The 24,360-nt window shown below is 65.7% G+C and carries 16 protein-coding genes; 9 read left to right on the forward strand and 7 right to left on the reverse strand.

Annotated elements, in window-relative coordinates:
* The first annotated feature begins 349 nt into the window (after positions 1-349).
* Genes LDN95_RS09080 through LDN95_RS09105 form a run of 6 tightly spaced genes read left to right on the forward strand, consistent with a single transcriptional unit; the run spans position 350 to position 10,939 of the window.
* Entirely contained in the window at positions 350-700 is a 351-nt protein-coding gene (locus LDN95_RS09080) for a hypothetical protein (protein ID WP_226017347.1), read from the forward strand.
* On the forward strand, positions 700-1,473 hold the full coding sequence (locus LDN95_RS09085; RefSeq protein ID WP_226017348.1) for a cellulose synthase operon protein YhjQ/BcsQ: 774 nt from the start codon (positions 700-702) through the stop codon (positions 1,471-1,473). The genes LDN95_RS09080 and LDN95_RS09085 overlap by 1 nt, the downstream gene beginning before the upstream one ends.
* On the forward strand, positions 1,470-5,909 hold the full coding sequence (gene bcsA, locus LDN95_RS09090) for a UDP-forming cellulose synthase catalytic subunit (protein WP_226017349.1): 4,440 nt from the start codon (positions 1,470-1,472) through the stop codon (positions 5,907-5,909). Before LDN95_RS09085 ends, bcsA begins: the two co-directional genes overlap by 4 nt.
* 2 nt (positions 5,910-5,911) lie before the next feature.
* On the forward strand, positions 5,912-9,469 hold the full coding sequence (locus LDN95_RS09095; protein WP_226017350.1) for a cellulose synthase subunit BcsC-related outer membrane protein: 3,558 nt from the start codon (positions 5,912-5,914) through the stop codon (positions 9,467-9,469).
* Positions 9,466-9,927: a hypothetical protein gene (locus tag LDN95_RS09100; protein ID WP_226017351.1), complete on the forward strand. Its 462-nt coding sequence runs from the start codon at positions 9,466-9,468 to the stop codon at positions 9,925-9,927. Before LDN95_RS09095 ends, LDN95_RS09100 begins: the two co-directional genes overlap by 4 nt.
* A complete protein-coding gene (locus tag LDN95_RS09105) occupies positions 9,917-10,939 on the forward strand; it encodes a glycosyl hydrolase family 8 (protein WP_226017352.1) in 1,023 nt (340 codons plus the stop codon). The genes LDN95_RS09100 and LDN95_RS09105 overlap by 11 nt, the downstream gene beginning before the upstream one ends.
* Before the next feature lie 36 nt (positions 10,940-10,975).
* On the opposite strand, the gene LDN95_RS09110 is transcribed toward LDN95_RS09105, so the two are convergent.
* From LDN95_RS09110 to LDN95_RS09125, 4 genes are all read right to left on the reverse strand, one after another.
* Positions 10,976-11,257, reverse strand: a complete 282-nt coding sequence (locus tag LDN95_RS09110; protein ID WP_226017353.1) for a DUF427 domain-containing protein — start codon at positions 11,255-11,257, stop codon at positions 10,976-10,978.
* A gap of 105 nt (positions 11,258-11,362) precedes the next feature.
* Positions 11,363-14,875 carry a bifunctional proline dehydrogenase/L-glutamate gamma-semialdehyde dehydrogenase PutA gene (gene putA / locus LDN95_RS09115; RefSeq protein ID WP_226017354.1) on the reverse strand — a complete coding sequence of 1,171 codons (3,513 nt, stop codon included), beginning with the start codon at positions 14,873-14,875 and terminating at the stop codon, positions 11,363-11,365.
* A 144-nt stretch (positions 14,876-15,019) separates the two neighbouring features.
* Complete coding sequence (locus tag LDN95_RS09120; RefSeq protein ID WP_226017355.1) at positions 15,020-15,793, reverse strand: DeoR/GlpR family DNA-binding transcription regulator; 774 nt, start codon at positions 15,791-15,793, stop codon at positions 15,020-15,022.
* Positions 15,793-17,325 (reverse strand): glycerol-3-phosphate dehydrogenase, encoded by a 1,533-nt coding sequence (locus tag LDN95_RS09125; RefSeq protein ID WP_226017356.1) that lies wholly within the window; start codon positions 17,323-17,325, stop codon positions 15,793-15,795. The genes LDN95_RS09120 and LDN95_RS09125 overlap by 1 nt, the downstream gene beginning before the upstream one ends.
* 115 nt (positions 17,326-17,440) lie before the next feature.
* Here LDN95_RS09125 and glpK point away from each other — a divergent pair, with 115 nt between their 5' ends.
* Both glpK and LDN95_RS09135 read left to right on the forward strand, forming a co-directional pair.
* The gene (gene glpK / locus LDN95_RS09130) at positions 17,441-18,940 is read left to right on the forward strand and encodes a glycerol kinase GlpK (protein ID WP_226017357.1); all 1,500 of its coding nucleotides are present in this window, start codon (positions 17,441-17,443) and stop codon (positions 18,938-18,940) included.
* Positions 18,941-18,944: 4 nt separating this feature from the next.
* Positions 18,945-20,261 (forward strand): dienelactone hydrolase, encoded by a 1,317-nt coding sequence (locus tag LDN95_RS09135; protein ID WP_226017358.1) that lies wholly within the window; start codon positions 18,945-18,947, stop codon positions 20,259-20,261.
* Positions 20,262-20,270: 9 nt separating this feature from the next.
* Here the strand turns inward: LDN95_RS09135 and LDN95_RS09140 are convergent, their stop codons facing one another.
* The 3 genes from LDN95_RS09140 to LDN95_RS09150 form a co-directional block, all read right to left on the reverse strand.
* Positions 20,271-21,227, reverse strand: coding sequence for a LysR substrate-binding domain-containing protein (locus tag LDN95_RS09140; protein ID WP_370631674.1), 957 nt, complete (start codon positions 21,225-21,227; stop codon positions 20,271-20,273).
* Between the two features lie 95 nt (positions 21,228-21,322).
* Positions 21,323-22,714 (reverse strand): L-serine ammonia-lyase, encoded by a 1,392-nt coding sequence (locus LDN95_RS09145; protein ID WP_226017359.1) that lies wholly within the window; start codon positions 22,712-22,714, stop codon positions 21,323-21,325.
* Positions 22,711-23,205 (reverse strand): prolyl-tRNA synthetase associated domain-containing protein, encoded by a 495-nt coding sequence (locus tag LDN95_RS09150; RefSeq protein WP_226017360.1) that lies wholly within the window; start codon positions 23,203-23,205, stop codon positions 22,711-22,713. The genes LDN95_RS09145 and LDN95_RS09150 overlap by 4 nt, the downstream gene beginning before the upstream one ends.
* Positions 23,206-23,397: 192 nt before the next feature.
* Here LDN95_RS09150 and LDN95_RS09155 point away from each other — a divergent pair, with 192 nt between their 5' ends.
* A complete protein-coding gene (locus LDN95_RS09155; protein ID WP_226017361.1) occupies positions 23,398-24,354 on the forward strand; it encodes a LysR family transcriptional regulator in 957 nt (318 codons plus the stop codon).
* Positions 24,355-24,360: the final 6 nt, after the last annotated feature.

The raw sequence follows: 24,360 nt of genomic DNA on the forward strand, positions 1-24,360 counted from the left end.
GTCAAAGGTTTGCAGCCGGGCCACGTCATCGTTGCGGCGACGTCCTTGGCAGCGTGACCGCCGCAGCAGCGTTCCTGCCAACGGGCTGCTATTTTCTTGCATTGCAACACGGAGAATAACACTACGGAAAAAGCAGAATCATTGGGGCGTCGGGGGCTTGGTGCTGCACTGCAAAGTGGAAATCGGGCGTTTGATGGCCCTTGCTGATGCACGGACAGGTGTCAGATGACCCGGCTGTTCCCTGTAATCGCATGCACAAGCAATAAAAACGCTGCGAAAGGCCCGTTCGTTAGGGTTCGTTAACCATTCGCTGCAATTTTTAGGGGGCAATTCCTGAGGGATCATTCTGATGCGCGCTGATGCCAAGGCCCTGCTTGACCGACTGGGGAAGAGCGATTTCAAATATCGCGAGTTCGTCGACCGTTTTGCCGATCTGGAAAGCTGGCCGATCTTCGAGGCGGTGCTGCGGGATTCCCGGCTGCTCGGATCGGTGCCCGATGATCTCGACAACGATGTCGATGACGCGGGTCTGCACGAACATGGCGGCGAGCTGATCCAGCCGGCCAAAGCGCAACTGCGCCCCGACCTGTTCGCGCGGTATGCTTCCAGCGACAAGGTGCCGAGCGCACCCGAACCCCAGCGCAACATTCGCTCGCTGCTCGAACGGCTGTCGCACGCCGTCGAAGAGGGAGAACTCTGATGGCCTTGATCGTTGTTCAGGGGCTGCGCGGCGGCGTCGGCACCACTTTCCTTGCGGCCAACATCGCGATCGCCTTTGCTCAGGCCGGGCGCGAGGCCACCGCGCTCGACTTTGCCGCCCACGGCACGCTGCCACTGCACTTCGGTTTGCCGCTCGATCATCCGATTGCGCAGATCGACGGCAACCCGCTCGAGGACAGTGCCCCGCTGGGGGTCACCTTGCGCGCCGCCGCCCAGTTTGCCGCAAAGGGCGATCTGGCTGCTGCGCTGGCTTCGGGCGAGATCCGCTTCAGCGGCGAACAAGTGGTGGTGGCCGACCTTGCCACCGCCGACGAGGCGACCCGCGCAATGCTGCTGCCCTATGCCGCGCTCGACATCCGGGTGCTGTCGGCGACTGCCGAATCGCTCAGCGTGCTGCCGCATGTGCTTGATGAAGCGAGCGATCGGACCTTCTACCTGATCAACATGGCCGACGATACGCGCCGGTTCTGCCGCCACATGGCAGGGTTCCTGCGCGAATTGCTGGGCGATCGCCTGCTCGGTTCGATCCGTCGCGACGAAGCGGTGATCGAAGCCGGCGCCATGCTCCAGCCGCTGGCCAAGTACGCCCCTTCGAGCGCCTCGCTCAAGGATGTGCAGACGCTGGTCCATGATCTGGTGCCGCGCCTGAGCGCCGCATTTGCGACCAATGATGAGACGGCTGTTGCCGTCAAGCCCGCCGAGGACCGGAGTCGCAAGACGACCGGCCGGCAAGGAGTGAGCCGCGCCGCATGATCAATCTGTGGTCCAAGCTAGCCCAGTACGCGACCGGCGTCGCGGTTCTGCTGATCGCCATCGTCGTGATCGGGGTGCCGCTTGACCTCAAGGCGCAGTGGATGATGGCGATCGGCACGATCATCGGCATGATGGTGCTGGCGCGTGGCAAGTCGCGTCAGGCAGAACTGGCCATCGGCATGATGGCGGTGATCGCCTCGACCCGCTACATCTTCTGGCGCACGACCGAAACGCTGTCGTTCGGCACGTTCCCCGAGTTCCTGCTCGGTACCGGGCTATACTTGGCCGAGTTGTATGCTTGGGCGATCCTGCTGCTGGGCTTCCTGCAGACCAGCTGGCCGCTCGACCGCCCCGTGGTGGAACCGCTGGGTGCGCCTGAAAACTGGCCGACCGTTGATATCTACATCCCGACCTACAACGAAAGCCTCGACATCGTGCGCAATACGGTGTTCGCGGCGATGGATCAGGATTATCCGGTCGAACGCTTCAACGTCTACATCCTCGACGATGGACGTCGCGCTGAATTTCGCGCTTTTGCCCGGTCGGCGGGTTGCGGCTACATCACGCGCGACAACAACCTGCACGCCAAGGCGGGCAACCTTAACGCCGCGATGCACAAGACCGATGGCGAACTGATCGTCATCTTCGACTGCGATCACGTGCCCACCCGCGCGTTTCTGCAACTGACTGTCGGCTGGTTCCAGCGCGAGCAGAACCTGGCCCTTCTGCAGACCCCGCACTACTTCTATTCGCCCGATCCGGTGCAGCGCAACCTGGCGCCCGCCCGCGACCGTCCGGGCGAGGGCGACTTGTTCTACAACCCGGTGCAGGGCGGCAACGACCTGTGGAACGCCACGTTCTTCTGCGGATCGTGCGCGGTCATCCGCCGCACCGCGTTGATGATGACCAACGGCTTTGCCGGTGAGACCGTCACCGAGGACGCGCACACCGCGCTCAAGCTGCAGCGCATGGGCTGGGCCAGTGGCTATCTCGACGCGCGTCTTTCGGCAGGGCTCGCGACCGAGCGGCTGGTGCTGCACGTCGGCCAGCGCATTCGCTGGGCGCGCGGCATGACGCAGATCCTGCGCATCGACAACCCGCTGATGGGCAAGGGCCTGACCTGGCAGCAGCGGCTTTGCTACCTCAACGCGATGATGCACTTCCAGTTTCCGCTGCCGCGCATCGTGTTCCTGACCAGCCCGCTGGCCTATCTGATCTTCGGCCAGAACATCATCCAGGCCTCGGCCTCGCTGATCTTCGCTTATGCCATGCCGCATCTGTACTGCTCGCAAGTCACCAGCCAGCGGGCACATGGCGGCTGGCGCGCGCCGTTCTGGGGCGAAATCTACGAGACGATCCTGGCTTTCCACCTGGCCAAGCCGACGATCGTCACCTGGTTCCAGCCGCGCAAGGGCAAGTTCAACGTGACCGACAAGGGCGACCTGCTCGACCGGACGTTCTTCGACTGGGAAATCGTCAAGCCGCACCTGCTGACCATCGGCGTGCTGGCCTTCGGCATCGCGCTGGGCATCGGCAAGCGCGTGTTCTACCCGCACTTGTTCAACGTGCAGGTCGATACGCTGTCGCTCAACATCGCGTGGGCCCTGTTCAGCCTTGCCATCCTGCTGGCCGCCGTCTCGGTGGCACGCGAAACCCGGCAGGCGCGCAAGGACATCCGCGTGCCTGCCAAATTGCCCGTGGTCGTCCACTATGAATCGGGTCACGTCGTCTATGGCCAGACCATCGACATCTCGATGGGTGGTGCAGCGATCCAACTGCCCGACGGCCTGGTTTCGGGCAGCGCGCCTGCAACCGACGTGATCCTGTCGATGGGTGACGAGAACCTCGCCATCCCGGTCAGTGTCGTGCGCACCAGTCCGGGCAAGGTGTTTGTCCGCTTCCTCCAGCTCGACGATCTGGCCGCCCGCCATCTGGTGCGCGCCGTGATGGGTCGGGCAGACGCATGGCAATTGGCTGCCCCGCCGCCGGCCATCGGCACGCTGCGTTCGCTCAGGGACATCCTCATGGTCGATTTCGTTACCCTCAAGCGCGTGTTGCGCCTGAACTTTGCCGAACAGAAGATGCTCGCTGCCGAAGCGGTACAGGCCGCTGCCGCCGTCGCCGCGCGCGAGGCAGAGACGGCCGAAGCCGCCAAGCCCGCGATCGAGATCGCCAAGTCCGGTCCGGGCAAGGCTGCCGCGGCTCTGGCCAAGGCCGCAGCTTTCGTCCTTGCGGTGACGCCGCTGGCTCTGGCCACGCTGCCACAGGCCGTCCGCGCGCAGCCGCTGACCAGCGGCACGACCTCATCGGCTGGTGGCGTGCATCTTGAACGCATGACCTTCAAGGACTTGCGCATTCGTGATGCCATCCGCCTGCAAGGTACGCGCGGCGAAATCAGCATCCCGTTCGGCGTGCGCAAGGATCAGGTCGTGACTGGCGCCAACTTGCGCCTGCAGCTTGCCTGGTCGCCCGCGCTGCTGGCCGACATCAGCCAGTTGGTCGTGCTGGTGAACGGCGAGGTCGTTCAGACTTATGCGCTGCGCCCGGCCGATGCCGCAGGGCAAGTGCTGCAGATCCCGGTCAATCCGGCGCTGTTCCTGCCCGGCGACAACCAGCTCAACCTGCGCCTGATCGGCCACTATACGCGCGATTGCGAAGATCCGTTCCACAGCGTGCTGTGGGCCAACGTCAGCAACACCCGTTCGTGGCTCGATCTGCAGTTGCAGACCCTGCCGCAGACGCCCGACCTGTCGCACCTGCCGAGCCCGTTTTTCGACAAGGGCATCAACACCACGCTCAAGATGCCGTTCGTTTTTGCCGGTCAACCGCATCCGGCCGACCTGCAGGCGGCGGCCAGCATGGCCTCGTGGCTTGGCAGCATGGCCAGCTATCGCGGCTTTGCCTTCAAGCCGAGCTATGGCGTGCTGCCAACCGGCAATGCGATCGCTTTCATGAAGCGCCAGGGCGAGATCCCCGGACTCGACATTCCTGTCACTGGACCCTCGGCAGCGCTCGTGCGCAATCCGCGTGATCCGTACGGCATGGTGCTGGTGGTGATGGGGCGCGATGCCGCTGAACTGCGCACCGCTGCTGCTGCCATTGCCACCGGGCGCGGCGTGTTCGGCGGATCGCGCATGAGCTTTGACGGCGTGCGCATCCCGGCCTACCCGCGCTACAGCGCACCGCGTTGGGTCTCGACCGCAAAGCCGGTCAAGCTGGGCGACATCATGGAGCCTTATGCGCTGCAGGGTCTGGGCCTGCCGCCGGGGCCGCTGAGCGCGCGCTTTCGCGTTGCGCCCGACTTGTTCTTCTGGCCGCGCCAGGGTGGCCAGTTGAACCTCGGCTATCGCTATCCGGTGGCCAAGTGGCTCGATCGCCGCGCGTCGCGGCTCGATATCTCGGTCAACGGCCAGTACCTCAAGACGTTCCCGCTGGCCGGTGGCTGGTGGGAGGACATCTTCGGGCTGGCCGGCGCCAACAGCCACGATGCCAACGCCAAGCTGCTGCTGCCGCGCTATGACATGTTCGGTCAGAACGAACTGACGTTCGACTACAATCTGATCATGGCCGACAAGAAGCGCTGCACCGGCACGCTGCCCGACAACGTGCGGGTCGCGGTCGATCCCAACTCGACCATCGACCTGACCGATGCCTATCACGCCATCGAACTGCCCGATTTGGCCACGTTCGCAGGCTCGGGCTACCCGTTCACGATCCGGCCCGACCTTGGCGAGACCACCGTGCTGATGGTCTCCAACCCGACGCCGGCATCGACCGAGGCGTTCCTCAACCTGATGGGACGGTTCGGTGACTCGACCGGGGCTGCGGCCACAGGCGTCACGGTCACTGACCGGGTCGAGGCCGAGCGTCTGCAAGGGCAGGACATCCTGATCATCGGCGGGTCGAACATCGCCGGGGCTTCGAACTTGTTCTCGACCGCACCGGTTCGCTACGACGGCAAAGTGCTGCAGGTGAACCAGACCAGCCCGTTGCAGTACATCACCTCGCTGTTCGGCAAGCACGCCGGTGAAGGGGCGCAGAACGTCGAGGGTGTGGTTCACCCTGCCAGCGGCTTTTCGGGGATCATCAGCTTCCGCTCGCCTTACAGCACCGAACACACCGTGGTTGCGGTGATGGCCGATGACACCGCCACGCTGCCCGCGCTGGTCGATGGTCTGGCCGACACCAAGATCAACGCACAGGTTCAGGGCGATCTGGCCGTTGCCACTGGTGACGGTATGTCGAGCTTTGCCGTCGGCCCGACATATTGGGTCGGTAGCCTGCCGATCTGGATGCGCATTGCCTACTGGTTCAGCCAGCGTCCGCTGCTGATGGCACTGGGCACGGTCATCCTCGCTCTTGCCCTCGCTCGCCCCATCTACTTCTTGTTCCGCCGCCAGGCCGCCAAGCGCCTCGCCGCCATGCAGGACCACTGATCATGACTGCACTGACCTCCACCCGCCGCCGGGCCCTTACGCTGGCGCTACTGATCGCCTCGGCGCTGCCGACGGTGGCTGCGGCCGAGGCGCCGGGTTACAAGGCGCTGATCGATCAGGCGAACTACTGGCGCAGCAAGGGCCGGGGCGATCTGGCCGACGAGGCGCTGCGCCGCGCCCATGCGCTTGATCCTTCGGCACAAGCGCCGCGTCGTGCTCCGGAACCGGCTGCCGACCCGGCACCATTTGCTGCCCCGCGCCAGCCGGCACCGCGCGTTGCCCGCGACGATGCCGCGCCTGCTCCGCGCGCTCGTGCAGCCGCCTCACGGCCCGCACCGCGCGCCGACCGGTCGGGCGAGACGCGCCAGGCCGGGTTCGCCGCGCTCGACGACGGCGATCTGGATGCCGCGTCCGACCGGTTCGAACGCGCCATCGCCCGCAACTCTGCCGACGGCGATTCGCTGGGCGGGCTGGGCATCGTCCGCCTGCGCCAGAGCCGCTTTGCCGAAGCGCGCGACTATCTGATCAAGGCATCGCGTTACCCCGGTGCGGACCGCTGGACCGAAGCGCTGGCGACCGCCCGCTTTTTCGGTGGGCTTGAAGATGCGCGCAACGCACTGAGCAAGAACAACCTCGATCAGGCCCAGCAGCTTGCCGAAGCGGCGGCGCGCTCGGGATATACCGATTCGCAACCGGCGCTCGAACTGCTTGCCGAAATCTATGAACGGCAAGGCCGCTTTGCCGATGCTGCCGACCTTTACCGGCAGGCAGGCGAAACCGGCTCGGGCAACGAATCGCGTCTGCAGAGCCGCGCGGCGCGCGGTCGGGCACTGGCGGCGGTGGCGCGTGGCGACGATCTTTCGGCCGAACAGGAATTCCAGAACGGAATGCTGATCGACCAGAACGATCCGTGGATCCGCTATGAATTCGCGCGCTTCATGATTCGGCGCGGTCGTTCGATCGAGGCGGACTCGCTGCTCAGTTCGCTGACCGGTTCGAGCGATCCGGACTCGCTCTATGCCGCTGCCTTGATCTCGACCGACATGGGCCGTCCGGCCTCGGCCGAGGCTCTGCTCGACCGCATCCCCGATGCCGCGCGCACTCCGCCGATGCGCACGCTGGCCATTTCGGTCAAGACCGACAGCGCCATCGAACGCGCCAAGGCGATGGCCGCCACCGGCCAGAAGGCTGACGCCATCGCCTCGCTGCGCCAGATCGGTGCGCTGCGCTCGCTGCCCGCTGCGCGCAAGGCGGCGGTCGCAGGAGCACTGTTCGATCTGGGCGATTCGGCATCGGCTTCCTCGCTGGCGCAGCAGGCGCTGACCGGCGATATCTCTGATCTTGGCGGATATGACGCGGTGATCCGCGTGCTGGCCAAGACCGGCCGCGACGACCTTGCCCGCTCGGCCCTGCAAAAGGCGACCGCGCTGGGCAGCAGCACCCCGGAAGGACAGCGCACGCTCGCCAAGATCCAGGCCGGGCTCGCCGTCTCTCAGGCCGATCGCATGCGTCTGGTCGGGCAGTTCGCCCCGGCCTTCGACATCCTGCGCACCGCCTGGACCGCCGCGCCCGACAACGTCGAGGTGCTTCAGGCGTTGGGCCGTCTGTATCAAAGCGGCAACATGCCCGCCCGCGCCGCGCAGACCTATCAGCTTGTGCTGGCACGCGATTCGCGTAACCGCGATGCGCTGATCGGCCTTGCTGAAACCGCGCAGCAGGCCGGTGACAAGGATCTGTCGACCAAGGCGACGGCGAACGCCCTGCAAGTGTTCCCGCAGGACTACACCGTCCGTCTCGCGCTGGCCCGCGTGGCCCAGTCGCGCGGTGACAAGGGCGGAGCGGTTCGCCTGCTCAAGGAAGCGCGCGAGCTTTACGCCAAGCAGATGGCCTCGGCTGGAACCGGTGGTGCCGACGGGATCAACCCGTTCACCAACACCGATCCGATGATGCTTGGCGCCAATGGTCTGAACGGCGGTCCGGGCGCAGTGCCCGGGGCGGCGGTCGACCCCAACCCGTTCCGCAATCGTCCGGTGCAGCCGCAGGCCGCACCCCGCCAGATGCAGCCGCAACAGGCGCCTGCGGTCAATCCTTTCACGCTGGGCAATGGCACGCGCCTGCCGTCGCCTTCGGCTGATGCCGTACCAGTGAGCAGCGCCTATCCGGAGCCCGCCATGCCTATCTACGCAGATGCCACCCCCGTGACTTTCGCCGCCGCTTCGTCGGTTCAGGTGCCCGGCGTGGTTGCCATGGCACCACAAGGCTGGGCCAGCGCCCCGGCGCCGCAGCCGGTGCGCGAAGCGCCCGACCAGCAGGCCAACGCCGGTTATCCGCCGGTGGGCAGCGGCTATGGCTATGGCGGCGGCACCTCGGGCGATCCGGTAATGGCGCGTATCCAGTCCGATATTGCCGCACTTGACCGCCAGAAAACCCAGGCGAGCGGCCCGCAAGCCGAATTCTTCACCGGCTACCGCAGCCGCAAGGGTGAAGTCGGCCTGTCGCAGCTTCAGGAAATGAAGGCGACCGCCAAGCTCTCGACCGGCCTGCTGGGTGGCCGCGTGCACATCAAGGGCGAGGGCGTGATGCTCGACGCAGGAACGCCGAACAGTTCAGGGCTGGCGCGTTTCGGCACCAATGCCACGATCGAGGCGCGTTCGATCGTCAACAAGGAAAAGTCGCCGTTGGTCGCCGCCGACAACCAGAACAAGTCGGGCGTGGCCGTTTCGATCGGTTACGACAGCCAGTTGCTGCACCTTGAAGCGGGCACCACACCGATCGGGTTCGGCAAGACGCGGGCCACCTTCCACGCCGAAATCACGCCAAAGGTGTCGGAAACCACCACCTTGCGCGCCTATGCCGAACGCAAGCCGGTGACCGATACGGTCGTCTCGTACGCCGGTGCGCGCGATCCGGTGACCGGCCAGACCTGGGGCCAGGTGATGCGCACGTCGGGCGGCGTCGGCTTCAGCTATGACAGCAAGGGCAACGGCCTGTACGGCGATGTCCAGTACAAGGGCTTTCGCGGTAACGAGAACACCCGCCGCAACCGCGGTATCGAAGCCAACCTCGGCGGCTATACCCGCCTGACCGGTGGTGAGCACTCCAGCCTGACCGCCGGGTTCAACCTCAACTACCAGACTTATCGCAACCAGCAGAACTTCTTTACCTTCGGGCAGGGCGGATACTTCAGCCCGAAGAGCTTCTTCAGCGTCAGCTTCCCGGTCCAGTACAGCCTGAACACCACCTCGCTTGACCTCAAGGCCGGCCTGACGCCGGGCTTCCAGAGCTACAGCCAGAAGGAAACGCTGCTCTACCCGACCGCCGAGCAGACTGTCGCTCAAGCCAACCTCGACAACCTCAAGGTCACCAATTCCGACGTGCGGTCGCGCTACGATGCGGCCAGCAAGACCGGATTTGCCCTTTCGGCAGACGCTTCGGCCTATTACAAGATCGGCGCAGCGACGCAGATCGGTGGCGAGGCGAGCTTCAACTCCTTCGGCAGCTATGACGAGTTCCGCTCGCTCATCGGTATTCGCCAGTCCTTCGGATCGACCAAGCCATGAACGCACCTGTCTTCTCCGCTGCCCAGCCCATGGGTCAGGGCAGCGACCACCCGCTGGGCTCGCTCGTCCTCGTCTCGCTGGTCGCGGAGGAGCTAGGCGAGATCGCGTCGCCCGATCAGGTCGACGGGTTCTTTGCCCAAGTCGGCCGCCGCGTCGCCGAAATGTTTCCGCTGGGCGACGTGCAGGACCTGACCGGCATGGAAGTGCGGATCAACGGACTATGGCGGGAGCTAGGTCTGGGCGAAGCGCGCATGAACGTGCAGGGCAATTCCATCGTCGTGCGCCATGAAAGCACGCGCAGCGATCTGGCCGGGATGGATGGCCCGTGGCGGCCGATCCTGGCGGCAATGGTGCGCGGTGCCTATGACAACTGGTTCCGCCAGTTGGGCAGCAAGTCCAACCTTACGACCAGCGCCGAATGGCATGGTCACGTCATCGAGTTGCGCCATGGTCGTTGACCGTCGATCATTTACGCTTGCTGCCATCGTTACCCTTGCCCAAAGCTTCGCTCCGGCCTCGTGCGCGCCAGCCAAGGAAGCCCGCTCCGTGCCCCCCACCGGCTTGTGGAAGACCTTCCGTGCGCGCTTCCTCGATCAGTCGGGTCGCATCGTCGATACCGGCAACAACCGCATCAGCCATAGCGAAGGGCAGGGCTATGGCCTGATACTCGCCGCGATCCACGGCGACCATGACGGTTTCGAGGCCATTGCCAAGTGGACCGAGGCCAATCTGGCGCGCGGTGATGTGGCGCTGCATTCGTGGAAGTTCGACCCCTCGGCGGCGGTGCCGGTGGCCGACATCAACAACGCCACCGACGGCGACATGCTGATCGCATGGGGTTTGGCCAAGGGCGGTCAGCGCTGGAACAATGCGGCGCATCTGGCGCGTTCCGCTGCGATCCGCGAGGCGATCCGCACCAAGCTGGTGGTCCAGCGCCATGGCTTCGACGCGCTGCTGCCGGGGCTGGAAGGCTTCGTGCGGCCCGACACGCTGTTGCTCAACCCCTCGTATTTCGTGTGGCCCGCGCTGGATGTCTTTGCCCAGCTCGATGGTGCCTCCACCTGGAAGCCGGTGATCGAAAGCTGCGCCAACATTCTGCGGCAGGCACGCTTTGGCGCCTATGATCTGCCGTGCGACTGGGTCGAGCTGCTCGGCCCCGACATGATCGCACCGTCCAAGGTCAACCCCCCGCGCTTCGGCTATGATGCAATCCGCGTGCCGCTCTATGCGGTTGCGGCCAAGCGCGCCAATCTGGTCGAAGGTGCGACCAAATACTGGCGCGATCTGGTCAAGACCAAAGCGCAGATCCCGGCATGGATCGACGTCTACACCGGCGAGACGGCCAACTATCCGCTGTCGAACGGCGGCAAGGCGGTCGTCGCGCGGGTAACCGGCACCTCGGCTCCGGCAGGGCTGGATACCGACTATTTCTCTGCGGTGCTGCAGATGTTCGCGCACGACGTGCGCTGATGGCCGGGTTGCACGGGCATCAGCGCAAGGCGCGGATCAGCCGACCGTGACGCCCTTCCAGAACGCGATGCGATCCCGAATCGCGTCCGCCTTGGGCTTCGGATCGGGATAGTACCAGGCAGCATCGCGGTTTTCGGCGCCGGCCACGTTCAGTGTGTAATAGTGCGCAGTGCCCTTCCACGGACAGACCGTGGTCGTGGTGCTGGGCCGCAGCAGCGCTGGATCGACCGCGCTTGCCGGGAAGTAGTGGTTGCCCTCAACCACCACTGTGTCGTCGCTGCTGGCAATCAGCGTGCCGTTCCATCGTGCTTCGACCATGTTCGCTCTCCTTGATGCAGGTGAGGTCGGGTGTGCACGCGGGAACGTCAAGGCTCACCAAGTGCCACCCGCTATGCTTGCACCATCGCCATCAGGCCATCGCCATCAGGCCATCGCCATCAAACTGGCGTTCCCGCCCGCTGCGGTGGTGTTGATCGAGGTGACCTGCTCCTCGACGAGCAACATCGTCGGCCAGGGTGCGGTCAGCACCGGCACGATCGGCCCGGGCAGCGCGGCAATCGCCTGTTGCGCGGCAAGCAGCGCGGGCCCCTCTGCCTCGACCAGCGCTGCGGCAAAGTGCTCGTCTGCCGGAATCGCGGTCACTACCCGCAGTTCGGCATGGTCGCCGATGCGCAGCGCCTCCAGCCGCTCGGGCGCGGCCACGGCCACGCGGGCATTGCCGGTTACGCGGACGGCGGCCAGTTGCCGGGCAAGCCCTTGCGCGGTTTCGGGCAGCAGCAGCACCGTGCCGCGCGGATGGATCGCATAGCGGTTGCTCTCGCCCACCGGCCCCGGCAATTCGACGGGCGCGTCGAGCATGGGCAGCGCCGGGTCGGCATTGCGCACCAGCCGCGCCAGATAGAGCGGCCCGCCCGCCTTGGGCCCGGTGCCCGAAAGGCCGCTGCCGCCGAATGGCTGCACGCCCACGACCGCGCCGATCATGTTGCGGTTGACGTAGATGTTGCCCGCCCGCACCCTTGCGGTGATTTGCGCCACCGTCTCGTCAAGCCGGGTGTGCAACCCGAACGTAAGGCCATAGCCGGTAGAATTGACCGCATCGACCAGTGCATCGCGATCCTCGCGGCGCCAGCGCAACACGTGCAGCACCGGCCCGAACACTTCGCCGTTCAGTTCATCCAGCGACGCGATCTCGATCAGCGTGGGGGCCACAAACGTGCCATCGCGTGTGGCGTGGCCAAGTGGCAGGCGATGTACCGTGGCGCCGCGCGCAGCCATCGCGGCAACATGCGCCTCGATCCGCTCCTGCGCCTCAGCCGTAATGACCGGTCCGATGTCGGTGGCCAACCGGGCCGGATCGCCGACGACCAGTTCGGCCATCGCGCCCTTCAGCATGGTAATCACCTTGTCGGCGATGTCGTCCTGCAGCGCCAGCACGCGCAGCGCTGAACAGCGCTGGCCCGCACTGTCGAATGCCGACGTCACCACATCGACCACGACTTGTTCGGGCAGGGCGGAGGAATCCACCATCATCACGTTCTGGCCGCCGGTCTCGGCGATCAGCGGCACCGGAGCGCCCCATGGGCTCAACCGCCGGGAGAGCGTGCGCTGGATCGCGCGCGCGACTTCGGTCGATCCGGTGAACATGACCCCGCAGATCGCCGGATGCGCCACCAGCGCCGCGCCTGTCCGACCGTCGCCGGGCAACAGTTGCAGCACGTCTTGCGAGATCCCCGCCTTGCGCAGCAGTTCGACCGCAGCGGCGGCCATCAGCGGCGTTTCCTCGGCCGGTTTGGCTAACACGACATTGCCCGCAGCCAGGGCCGCCGCCACTTGACCGGTGAAGATCGCCAGCGGGAAGTTCCACGGCGATATGCACGCGACCGGGCCCAACGGCAGGGCGTCGCTGTCCAAAGCCTCAGCGCCGTCGGCGTAATAGCGCAGAAAGTCGATCGCCTCGCGCACTTCGGATACGGCGTTGGCGGCGCTCTTGCCCGCCTCGCGGATGGCCAGCGCGATCAGGTCGGGCATCGCCGCCTCCATCGCATCGGCGGCGCGGCGCAAGGCTTCGGCGCGGGCGGCCGCGGGCGTCGCAGCCCAAAGCGGCGCAGCGCCGACCGCACGGGCAACGGCGTCCTCGATGGCGGCAGGTGCGGCATCGGCCACGGTGCCGACGATGTCCGTCAGCCGCGCCGGATTGCGCACGGCCTTGCCGTCGCCCGCATGTCCGGCATGGTGGCGCTGTGCGGTGCTGGCGATCAGCGCGGCGCCGAGCGTTTCCAGCACGGTCTGGTCGGCAAGGTCGACCCCCGCCGAGTTGGTCCTTGCGCCAAGGATCGCGCCGGGCAGGGGGATGCGATCATGCCCCGACCCGGCAAACGGCGCCGCGATCTCGACCGGATCGGCGACCAGTTCGGCCACCGGCACGGCGGGATCGGTGATCCGGTTGACGAACGAGGAATTGGCCCCGTTCTCAAGCAGTCGCCGCACCAGATAGGCCAGCAGTGTTTCGTGCGTGCCGACCGGGGCGTAGATGCGGCAGGGGCGCTGCAACGGGCCGACGACTTGTTCATACAGTGGTTCGCCCATGCCTTGCAGGCACTGGAATTCGTAGTCGCCGGGCGTGAAGTCCGGCCCGGCAAGCTGGTAGATCGAGGCAAGCGTCTGCGCATTGTGCGTCGCGAACTGCGGGAACACTGCATCGCGCGCCGCGAGCAGCCGCCGCGCACAGGCGATGTATGCGACATCGGTGTGAACCTTGCGGGTATAGACCGGATAGTCGGTCAGCCCCTCCACTTGCGCGCGCTTGATCTCGGCGTCCCAATAGGCGCCCTTGACCAGCCTTAGCATGATCCGCCGTCTGCTGCGCCGGGCAAGGTCGATCACCCAATCGAGCACCATCGGGCAGCGCTTGCCATAAGCCTGAACCACCAGCCCCAGACCCTGCCAGCCGGCAAGCTCGGGATCGGTCGCCAGCGCCTCGAACACGTCGAGCGACAGTTCCAGCCGGTCGGCTTCCTCGGCGTCGATCGACAGGCCGATGTCGTGGCGCTTGGCCAGTTCGCACAAGCCCTGAACGCGCGGCAGCAACTCGGTCATCACCCGTTCGGTCTGGGCGCGGGCATAGCGCGGGTGCAGCGCCGACAGCTTGATCGAGACGCCGGGACCGCCGATGACGCCGCGTCCGGCAGAGGCGCGGCCGATGGCGTTGATCGCATCGATATAGGCGCGGTGATAGCGGTCGGCATCGGCGGCGGTCAGCGCCGCTTCGCCCAGCATGTCGTACGAATAGCCAAAACCCTTCGCCTCGGCGGGGCGCGAGCGCGACAGGGCCTCGTCGATGGTCTCGCCGGTGACGAACTGGCCGCCCATCAGCCTGATCGCCTGATGCACACCGGCGCGGACCAGCGGTTCGCCACAGCGCGCAACGATGCGATGGAGTGCGCCCCACAGCCCCGGTTGATCGCCCGGCGCCGCGATGTGCCCGCCGATGACCAGTCCCCAGGTGGCGGCATTGACGAACAGCCCCTGACTCCAGCCATGGTTGCCGCCGCCCAGATGCGCTGCCCAGTCGCCGCCGCCGATCTTGTCGCGGATCAGCGCATCACGCGTTGCGTTGTCGGGGATACGCAGCAGTGCCTCGGCAAGACACATCAGCGCGACGCCTTCCTCGCTCGACAGCGCGAACTCTTGCATCAGCGCGGCGACACCCGATTGGCCAGGCTTGGCGCGCAAGCCTTCGACCAGCGCTGTCGCGGTGGCGCGGACTTGCGCTTGCAGGGCAGGCGGCAGCGTCGCTTCGGCCAGCAGCGGGGCCATGCAGTCGGGCTCGCTTCGCCGGGTGGCGGCGGTGATCGCGTGGCGCAGTGCAGAGCGAGTCGGCAGCGGCGGCAGGAATGTGGCGAACGGGGCGGGCAGGGGGAGGGCTGGCGCGGTCATCGAACGACGGTGCCACGCGCGACGAGGGGTGCAAGCACGAACCGATCCATGCAAACGTCTCCGCAAAAAGTGTCGCTTTATAGCAATTTTATAACAATAACAGGGTTTTTTGTGTCATTGAAGGATGTGCCCCTCTGCAAGCGCTCACCCGGTTTCGGTCAGCGCGACTCGCTGCGCCATCAATCGCTCGCGCATGGTGTCATCGGTGATCCGATCGGTGACGAGGATGTCGATATCGTCCATCCCCGCGATCCGTACCGGCGCGGCGCGACCGAACTTTGTGCTGTCGGCAACCAGCATGACCGACCGCGCATGCGAGATCATCGTCCGCGAAACCTGCACTTCTTCGGCATCAAAGTCGAGCAGGTCGCCGTCGTGCGACAAACCCGAGGCCCCGATCACGGCAAAATCCGGGCGAAACTGGTCGAGGAAGCGCGTGGCCATGGCGCCCACCACCGCGCGGTCCGAGGCGCGCACCTCGCCGCCCACCGCGATCACGCGGATGCCCGGCCGCCCGGCGAGCATGTCGACGACGTTGAGGTTGTTGGTCACCACCAGCAACCGTGCGTGATGCGCCAGGTGGCGTGCGACCGCTTCGGTGGTGGTGCCGATGTTGAGGAACAGCGACGCGCCTTCGGGCACCAGCGCCGCTGCTGCCGCGCCGATGCGGGCCTTGGCCTCGGCGGCCATCTGCCGCCGTGCATCGTAGCGGGCATTGGCGATGCCCGAACCAAGTGCCGCCCCGCCATGCTGGCGTGAAAGCAACGCCTTGTCGGCCAGATGGTTGAGATCGCGCCGGATCGTCTGCGGGGTGACACCAAAAGCGCTGGCCAATGCGGCAACGTCAACCTCGCCTTCGCTGCGTACCCGCTCCAGAATCGCTCCACGCCGGGCTGTGGAATTGCCAGTCGCTGCCATCAGGCGCCTTGTTCGCGCAACCACGCATCGACCGCCTGCGCCGTGCCCGGCGGTACGTGCAGCCCGAGCTTCGACCGGCGGTACAGGATGTCATCGGCACTGCGCGCCCATTCATGGGCGGCGAGGTAGGCGACTTCGGCCCCGGTCAGCCCACCGCCGAAGTCTGGGCCAAGGTCGGCAACCGTGCGCGCGGTGCCAAGCAGTTGCTCGACCCGCGTGCCATAGGCCCGTGCCAGCCGCCACAGCAAGGGGTGCGGCAGCGCGGGGCGTTCGGCGCAGAGTTCGGCGACGAAAGCCTCGAAATCCGCACCCGGAATGTCACCACCGGGCAAGGGCGCTCCCGCTGTCCAGGCACCCGGAGCCAACGGGAAGAACGGTACCAGCTTTTCCAGCGCATGTTCGGCCAGCTTGCGATACGTGGTGATCTTGCCGCCGAACACGCTGAGCAACGGGGCCGTGCCCGCCGCGACATCGCCATCGACATCGAGGACGTAATCGCGTGTCACGGCCGAGGCGCTGGCGGCGTGATCGTCGTAAAGCGGACGAATCCCGGCATAGCTCCACGCCACATCGTCCGGCGTCAGGCCGCGCGTGAAATAGCGGTTGATCGTCTCGATCAGATAGCTTGTCTCGCCCTCCGAAATCGTCGCGCGGCCGGGCGCGCCCACCCAAGGCTCATCGGTGGTGCCGACCAGCGTGAAATGGCCTTCATAGGGTATGGCGAATACCACCCGCTTGTCGGGGTTTTGCAACAGAAAGGCGTGGTCGCCGTCATAGAGCCGGGGCACGACGATATGGCTCCCCTTGATCAGGCGGACGCCGCGATCCTGCCGGGCGGCGGCGGTGCGTTGCAGCACGTCCTCCACCCATGGCCCGGCGGCATTGACCAGCGCCCGCGCGGTCACTTCATGCTGGCCCGCGGTGTCTGCAACCGTGGCGCGCCACAGCGCTCCGTCGCGCCGGGCGCTGACCAGCCGGGTGCCCACGGCGATCTGCGCGCCACGCTCGGCCGCGTCCAGCGCGTTGAGCACGACCAGTCGGCTGTCCTCGACCCAGCAATCCGAATAAATGAATGCCTTGCTCGTGCCGGGCTTCAGCCCCTGACCCAGCGAAGAGCGGCGCAAATCGACGGTTTCGGTCGCGGGCAGGATCTTGCGCCCGCCAAGATGGTCATACAGAAACAGGCCCAGCCGGACCATCCATGCCGGACGGGGGGAATTGAGCTGCGGCAACACGAAGCGCAGAGGCCAGATGATGTGCGGGGCCATGGCCAGCAGCCGCTCACGCTCGATCAACGCCTCGCGCACCAGCCGGAACTCGCCATATTCCAGATAGCGCAACCCGCCGTGGATCAGCTTGGTCGAGGCCGACGAGGTATGCGCGGCCAGATCGTCCTGTTCGATCAGCAAGACCGAAAGACCGCGCCCGGCTGCATCTCGGGCAATCCCGGCGCCGTTGATGCCGCCGCCGACCACCAGCAGATCGACGGTTTCATGCGGCAGGGAAGGAAGCGATTGCGGAACCTGCGCCATCGGGACAATCTCCGGATCAAATCGGCCCAGAACGGTGGTCAGGGCAGATTCGAATATAAAGCGAAAAGCTTTCGCGCTATAGCGAACATCAAACGAAAATGCGATAGGAGAGATCATGACCAACCCGACCCACATTCTCGCCATCGATCAGGGTACCACATCGACCCGCGCGATCGTGTTCGATGCCACCACGCGCGCCGTGGCGACCGCGCAGGCCGAATTTGCGCAGCACTATCCGCAGCCGGGCTGGGTCGAACATGATGTCGAGGATATCTGGCGCGATTGCCTTGCCACCGCGCGCGCCGCCATCGCGCAGGCTGGGCTTGGCGCAAGCGACATTGCCGCGATCGGCGTGACCAACCAGCGCGAAACCGCGGTGATCTGGGACCGGGCGACCGGCGAGCCGATCCATCGTGCCATCGTGTGGCAGGATCGCCGCACCGCCGATGTCTGCCAGCAGTTGAAGGCCGACGGGGTGGAAGAATTGGTCCGCGCGCGCACCGGACTGCTGCTCGATCCCTACTTCTCGGGTACGAAAGTGGCCTGGCTGCTCGACAATGTGCCGGGCGCGCGGGCGCGGGCAGAGCGGGGCGAACTGGCCTTCGGCACGATCGACAGCTTCCTGCTGTGGCGGCTGACCGGTGGCGCGGTGCACGCCACCGATGTGACCAACGCCGGGCGCACGATGTTGTATGACATCCACCGCCAGTGCTGGGACGAGGATCTGTGCCGGGTGTTGCGCGTGCCGTTGGCGCTGCTGCCTGAAGTTCACGACAATTCACACGTGTTCGGGCACACCGCGCCCGGACTGTTCGACGCTGCCATTCCTATCGCCGGACTGGTGGGCGATCAGCAAGCCGCGCTGTTCGGACAGGCCTGCTTTGCTGCAGGCGAGGCCAAGTCGACGTACGGCACCGGCTGCTTCATGCTGATGAACACTGGCGAGACCGCGTTTCCCTCGCAGCACCGCTTGCTGACCACGCCTGCCTACCGGCTTGGCGGCAAGATGACATACGCGCTGGAAGGGTCGATTTTCGTGGCTGGCGCCGCAATCAAGTGGCTGCGCGATGGGATCGGGGTGATCACCCATGCCAGCCAGACCCACGACATGGCCACGCAAGTCGATGACGCGCACGGCGTCTATATGGTGCCGGCATTCACCGGACTGGGCGCGCCGCATTGGGATCCTGACGCGCGGGGCGCGATCTACGGGCTGACGCTGGGAGCCACGCAAGCGCATCTGGCGCGTGCGGCGCTTGAAGCTGTCGGGTATCAGACGCTCGATCTTGTCGCAACGATGGTGGCCGATGGCGCGCGCCACCCAGCCGCATTGCGCGTCGATGGCGGCATGGCGTCGAACGACTGGTTGTGCCAGTTCCTTGCCGACTTGCTCGACAGCCCGGTGGACCGCCCGGCCAATCTGGAAACTACGGCGCTTGGCGCGGCATTCCATGCCGGCCTGGCCGTGGGCGTATGGCCCGATCTGCCCGCGCTGGCAGCCACCTGGCAACGCGCCGCGCGCTTCACGCCGCGCATGGATGCCGCGCACCGCAAGGCGCTGGTCGCGGGCTGGCACGATGCGGTATCGCGCACGCTTTCGCGCCCGAAAGGCTGATCCGATGCGCTTTCCTGGCCTGTTTCTGGCGCCTGCGGCCACGCTGTTGGTTGCCAACGTGCCGCCCAGCGTGCCGACCCCACCCAGCGTGCCCGAGATCGGTGCGCCCGAGCTTGCCGCGCTGGGGCCGGATGGCGCGGGCGTGATGGTGCGGCAGGTGATCGACAAGGACCAGCTCGATCCGCTCGCCTCGCTGGAACAGGGCAAGGAAGTGCATGCCGACCGCACGCTGACTTTGCGCATCTGGTATCCGGCGCGCGCCTCTGCAAAGGCCGTACGCGCCACGTACACCGCCAGTCTGGTGGGGGAGCCGGGCACGCCACCCGCAACCTTCGGCGTGCCGGCGCTTGCGGTGCAGGATGCCCCGGCGGCGGGCAAGGGCTACCCCGTCGTGCTGCTGAGCCATGGCTACAACAACGATCCGGTCATGCTAAGTTGGCTGGCCGAAAACCTTGCGACCAAGGGCTATGTCGTGGTGGCGCCAGAACACCGCGATCCGCCGATTACCGATGTGGCCAAATCGCCCGCCACACTGCTGCGTCGCCCGCTGGACATAACCTTCGTGTTATCGCGCCTGCGCGCCGGATTGCTGGGCGATCTCGTTGATACCGGCCGTATCGCGCTCGTCGGCTATTCGTTCGGCGGCTATGGCGTGCTGACGGTGGCGGGCGGGTCGTTGTCTGCGACCAGCCCGGCGGTGTCACGGCTGCCTGCGCCATTGGTTGCCACTTACACTGCGGGCGGTGCGCGCGATGGCCAGTTGCACGATCCCGCGATCAAGGCGGTGGTGGCAATCTCGCCCGCTGGCGGAGCGCCGTGGAATGCCTGGGGCGCCGAGGGACTTGACGGGATACATGCTCCCCTGCTGGTGCTGGCAGGGTCTTATGACCGCACGGTCGGCTATGAAAACGGTCCGGCAGCGATCTTCGCCAATGCGCACAAGACCGAACGGACGATGCTGACCTTTCGCAGCGCTGGCCATTCGATCGGCACCAATCCGGCACCGGCCGCGATGCGCGACCGCCTGTGGGACTTCGACTGGTTCGAGGATCCGATCTGGCGCAAATCGCGGATAAACGCCATTTCCGCGCACTTTATCACCGCTTTCCTCGACCGTTATGTGAAGGGCGACGAGGCCAGGGCGGCCTACTTCGCGGTGCCAGGATCAGATGCGGTCAAGGTGTCGGACAAGGCGGGCTGGATCGGGCCGTTCACGCCTTATGCGGCAGTGAGTGCAGGCGGCGAAAACCCGACGTGGAAGGGCTTTGTCCGGGGCCATCAGGACGGACTGGAACTGAGGCACCTGTCTGTCCAGCCCTGAGGCCAGCTTTCAGCCGTTCGCCGCCGCCTGTGGCAGCTCGGCCGGGCCATAGGCAAAGCGGCGGATGATCCATTCACGCAAGGTCAGGATCGCTGGGTCGGCCAGATCTTCGGCATGGGTTTTCAGATAATAGCCAAAGCCGTCGGCTGACACGCGGTCGAACGGCATGACCAACCGTCCGGCGGCGATATCGTCGGCGAACATGTCGATGTCGGCAAGCACGACACCAGCCGCGCTCATCGCGTAGCGCACCGCCGAGAATGCGGTGTCGAAGGCCATGCCGTCGCTCGCATCGATCGCCAGCCGCTGCTGATCGGCATAGATCGACCACAGTAGCCCGCGCGGCTCGCCCTCCAGTCGCACGTGCAGCAATTCGTTGTCCTGCAGGAACTGCTCAAGGCTCTTGCCGCGATGCCGCTCGGCGGTTTCGGGCGAACAAAGCGGGGCGACCCGCACCATCCACAGCAGATCGGCGACTTTGTCATCGACGTTGGGCCGGTCGAACACGATCGCCATATCGACATTGGCACGCGGCTCGCCCGTGGCATTGGTGGTGACCACGTCGATCCGGATTTCGGGGTGCTCGCGGTGAAAGTCGCGCAGCATCGGCAACGCGTTCTGATAGAGCAACGAGGGCGGAATATGCACCCGCAAGGGCCGGGTTTCGGTATCCTTGCTGCGGATAGAGTTGATCGTCTGCTCCATCCGGTCGAGGCACTTGGCGACCACCGGCAGCAGCGTCTCACCTGCTTGAGTCAGCTTCAACCCATTGGGTTCGCGCGCGAACAAGGGCTTGCCGATCAGGTCTTCAAGGCTTGAGACATGGCGGCTCATCGCGCTTTGCGACACCGTGAGCGCTTGTGCGCCCGCGGTAAAGCTCATGTGCCGACCGACCGCTTCGAACGCACGCAGAGCGTTGAGCGGAAGCCAGCGGCGATTGATCGCACGCTCGGGCGAAATGACGATTTCTCCGTATTCTTGTGCTTATGTTGCGGTGAGTGTGCCCCCATGTCGGGTCGCAGTCAAATGCCTTGGTCCTGCCCTTTTCACCTAAGGCAGGGTCAACATTCCACCACGTTCACCGCCAGCCCGCCTTGCGATGTTTCCTTGTACTTGTCGCGCATGTCAAAGCCGGTCTGGCGCATCGTCTCGATCACTTTGTCCAGACTTACCAGATGTGTACCATCGCCCAGCATGGCAAGGCGCGAGGCGTCGATCGCCTTGACCGAACCCATCGCGTTGCGTTCGATGCACGGAATCTGCACCAGCCCGCCGACCGGATCGCAAGTGAGGCCAAGGTTGTGCTCCATCGCGATTTCGGCGGCGTTCTCGACTTGCGCGTTGCTGCCGCCCAGCGCTGCGGTGAGGCCTGCTGCGGCCATCGAGCAGGCGACCCCCACTTCGCCCTGACAGCCCACTTCCGCGCCCGAGATCGAGGCATTGCGCTTGTACAGCGCGCCGATCGCCGCCGCCGTCAAAAGGAAGATGCGCCGTCCCGCCTTGTCGCCGCGGCAGCACCGCTCATAATAGCGCAAGACCGCAGGAATGATCCCCGCAGCGCCATTGGTCGGCGCGGTGACGACCCGGCCGCCGGCCGCATTTTCTTCGTTCACCGCCATCGCCCACAAGTTGATCCAGTCGAGCGCGGCAAGCGCATCGCCAAGGAAGCTTTGCTGGCGAGACACCAGTTCACCCTGCAGTTGCGGCGCGCGGCGTTTCACTTTCAAACCGCCGGGCAGGATGCCAGGGATCGAACAACCGCGATCGATGCAGGCATCCATCACCGCCGCGATGTGGTCCAGTTCGGCCTCGATTTCGGCGAGTGGACGCAGCGCCAGTTCGTTTTCGAGCATGATCGCGGCAAAGCTCAGGCCGCTTGCCTCACCGAGCGCGAGCAGTTCCTCGGCCGAGCCGAACGGCATGGGGAAGGGTGGGCCGTTGTCCTGCGGAACGATGGCGCCCGATTCCTCGGCGCGCGCCTCATCCTCGTCGAGTACGAAGCCGCCGCCGACCGAGTAGTAGAACCGGCGCAGCAGCACCGTCCCCGCATCGTCCAGCGCATTGAGCGCCATCGCATTGCTGTGGAACGGCTGGCGCTCACGCTGGTGGAAGTGCAGGTCTTGCGCGGGAGCGAAGGCCACTTCGTGCCTGCCCAGCAGCATCAGGCGGCCGCGTTCCTGCACACCGGCAACGATCAGCGGCGCGGCATCGACATCGACCAGCGCGGGACTCTCGCCCGCTAGCCCCAGGATCACCGCGCCATCTGAGCCGTGCCCGCGCCCGGTCAGTGCCAGCGAGCCATAGAGATCGACTTCCACCCGCGCGGTTGCGGCCAGCAGTCCGGCGGCCTCGACCGCAAGAGCGAAACGGCGCGCGGCCACCATCGGCCCGACCGTGTGCGAACTCGACGGGCCGATACCGACCTTGAACAAGTCGAAGGTGCTGACGGTCATGCGCGCTCCGGGATAGGTGCAACCTGCACCGGGTGGTTCCAGCTTACCAGCGCGCGGATCAGGTCAGGCCCTGATAGCGCTACGGTGGCGGTATTGCGCAACGGATGGACATTGACCAGCGCCGCATCGGCCAGCCGCGTATCCAGTACCACGCGAACGGCCTGATCGCTGTCATTGATCGCCGCGAGTGGGGTGACCGAGCCCGGCGTCACGCCCAGCAGCCGCTCCATGTCCTCGGCCTTGCCGAAGCTAAGCTTTTTTGACCCGATCGCGCCCGCCAGCGCCTTCAGGTCGACGCGCGTGGCATGATCGACCGTGACCAGCCAGAACACACCGCCCGCATCCTTCAGAAACAGGTTCTTGGTGTGCGCGCCGGGCAGGGCGGCGTGGATGGCCTCGCTCTCCTCGACCGTGAACACAGCTTCGTGTTCAAGGATCGACCATCCAATGCCGAGGTCGGCGAGCGCCTGCTTGAGTGACGCCTCGCTCATGCGGCACCTTGCGTTGGGCGGCGGGTGGAATGGGGAGGGTGGACGCAACGCATGGTGAAAGCCTTTGCCGTTTGGGATGGACCGAAACTACGCAATCAGTCCTTCTACTCAAATACCCTTGCTCTGCATAAGCGGTTTTAATATGATGGCGAAATCCGGGCCAAGGCGGACCGGTCCAGACCGGGGTCGATCATGCTGCTTCCCCCTGAATTTGATTTTCACGCGCTCGAAGTATTCGTGCTGACCGTCGAACTGGGTGGGATGACCGCCAGTGCGCAGCAATTGCGCATCACCCAATCGGCGGTGTCGCAGACCATCGGCCGGCTGGAGCAGGGCATCGGCGCGCAATTGTTCGACCGCTCCTTGCGCCCACTGGGGCTGACCCCGGCGGGGCGCGCGTTGTACGAACGCGCCAACAAGCTGCTCGCCACCGCGCGCACGATGGTCGACGAAGTGCGCGAAGGCGCGCGGCGCCCGATCGACAAAGTGCATGTCGGCATGTCTGAAACCTGCGCGATTCTGTTGACCGCGCCGCTGCTTGAGCGTCATGGCGCACGGGTGGGCCGCTGGCGGCTGCGCTCGGGCATTTCGCTGATCCAGCAGCAGGACTTTCTGGCGCGGCGTTATGACATGCTGGTCACCGGTTCCAGCGTGCTCGAAAAGCACGAGGGCATCGACCATCACGACATCATGGACGATCCGTTCCTGCTCGTATTTCCCGCCAGCTATGATGGTCCGACCGATCCGGCTGAGGCGGCCGAGCACTTGCCGTTCGTGCGCTATTCGCTCGATTCTGGCATGGGCCAGCGCATCGAGAGCCAGTTGACGCGGATGAAGCTGCGCCTTCCCAACGTGATCGAGGTGGATATCGTGCACCAGCAGCTCAATGCGGTGGCGCTGGGCATCGGCTTTTCGATCACCTCGCTGCTGTGCCTTGCGGCAATGCCTTCGCTGGTCCCGGCAGTGCGGGTCGAGCCCCTGCCGCGCGGTCGCTTTTCGCGGCGCTTGCAAGTGGTCAGCCGTCATGGCGAACTGGGCGATCTCGCCCACGACACCGCCGTCGTGGCGCGCGAGGTGTTTCGCGACCAGACGTTGCCCGCCGTGCGCCAATACCTGCCCTGGGCAGCGGATCTGGTTGGTTGGCCTTGAGCGCGC

Source organism: Novosphingobium sp. FKTRR1, from assembly GCF_020404405.1.
GTDB lineage: Bacteria > Pseudomonadota > Alphaproteobacteria > Sphingomonadales > Sphingomonadaceae > Novosphingobium.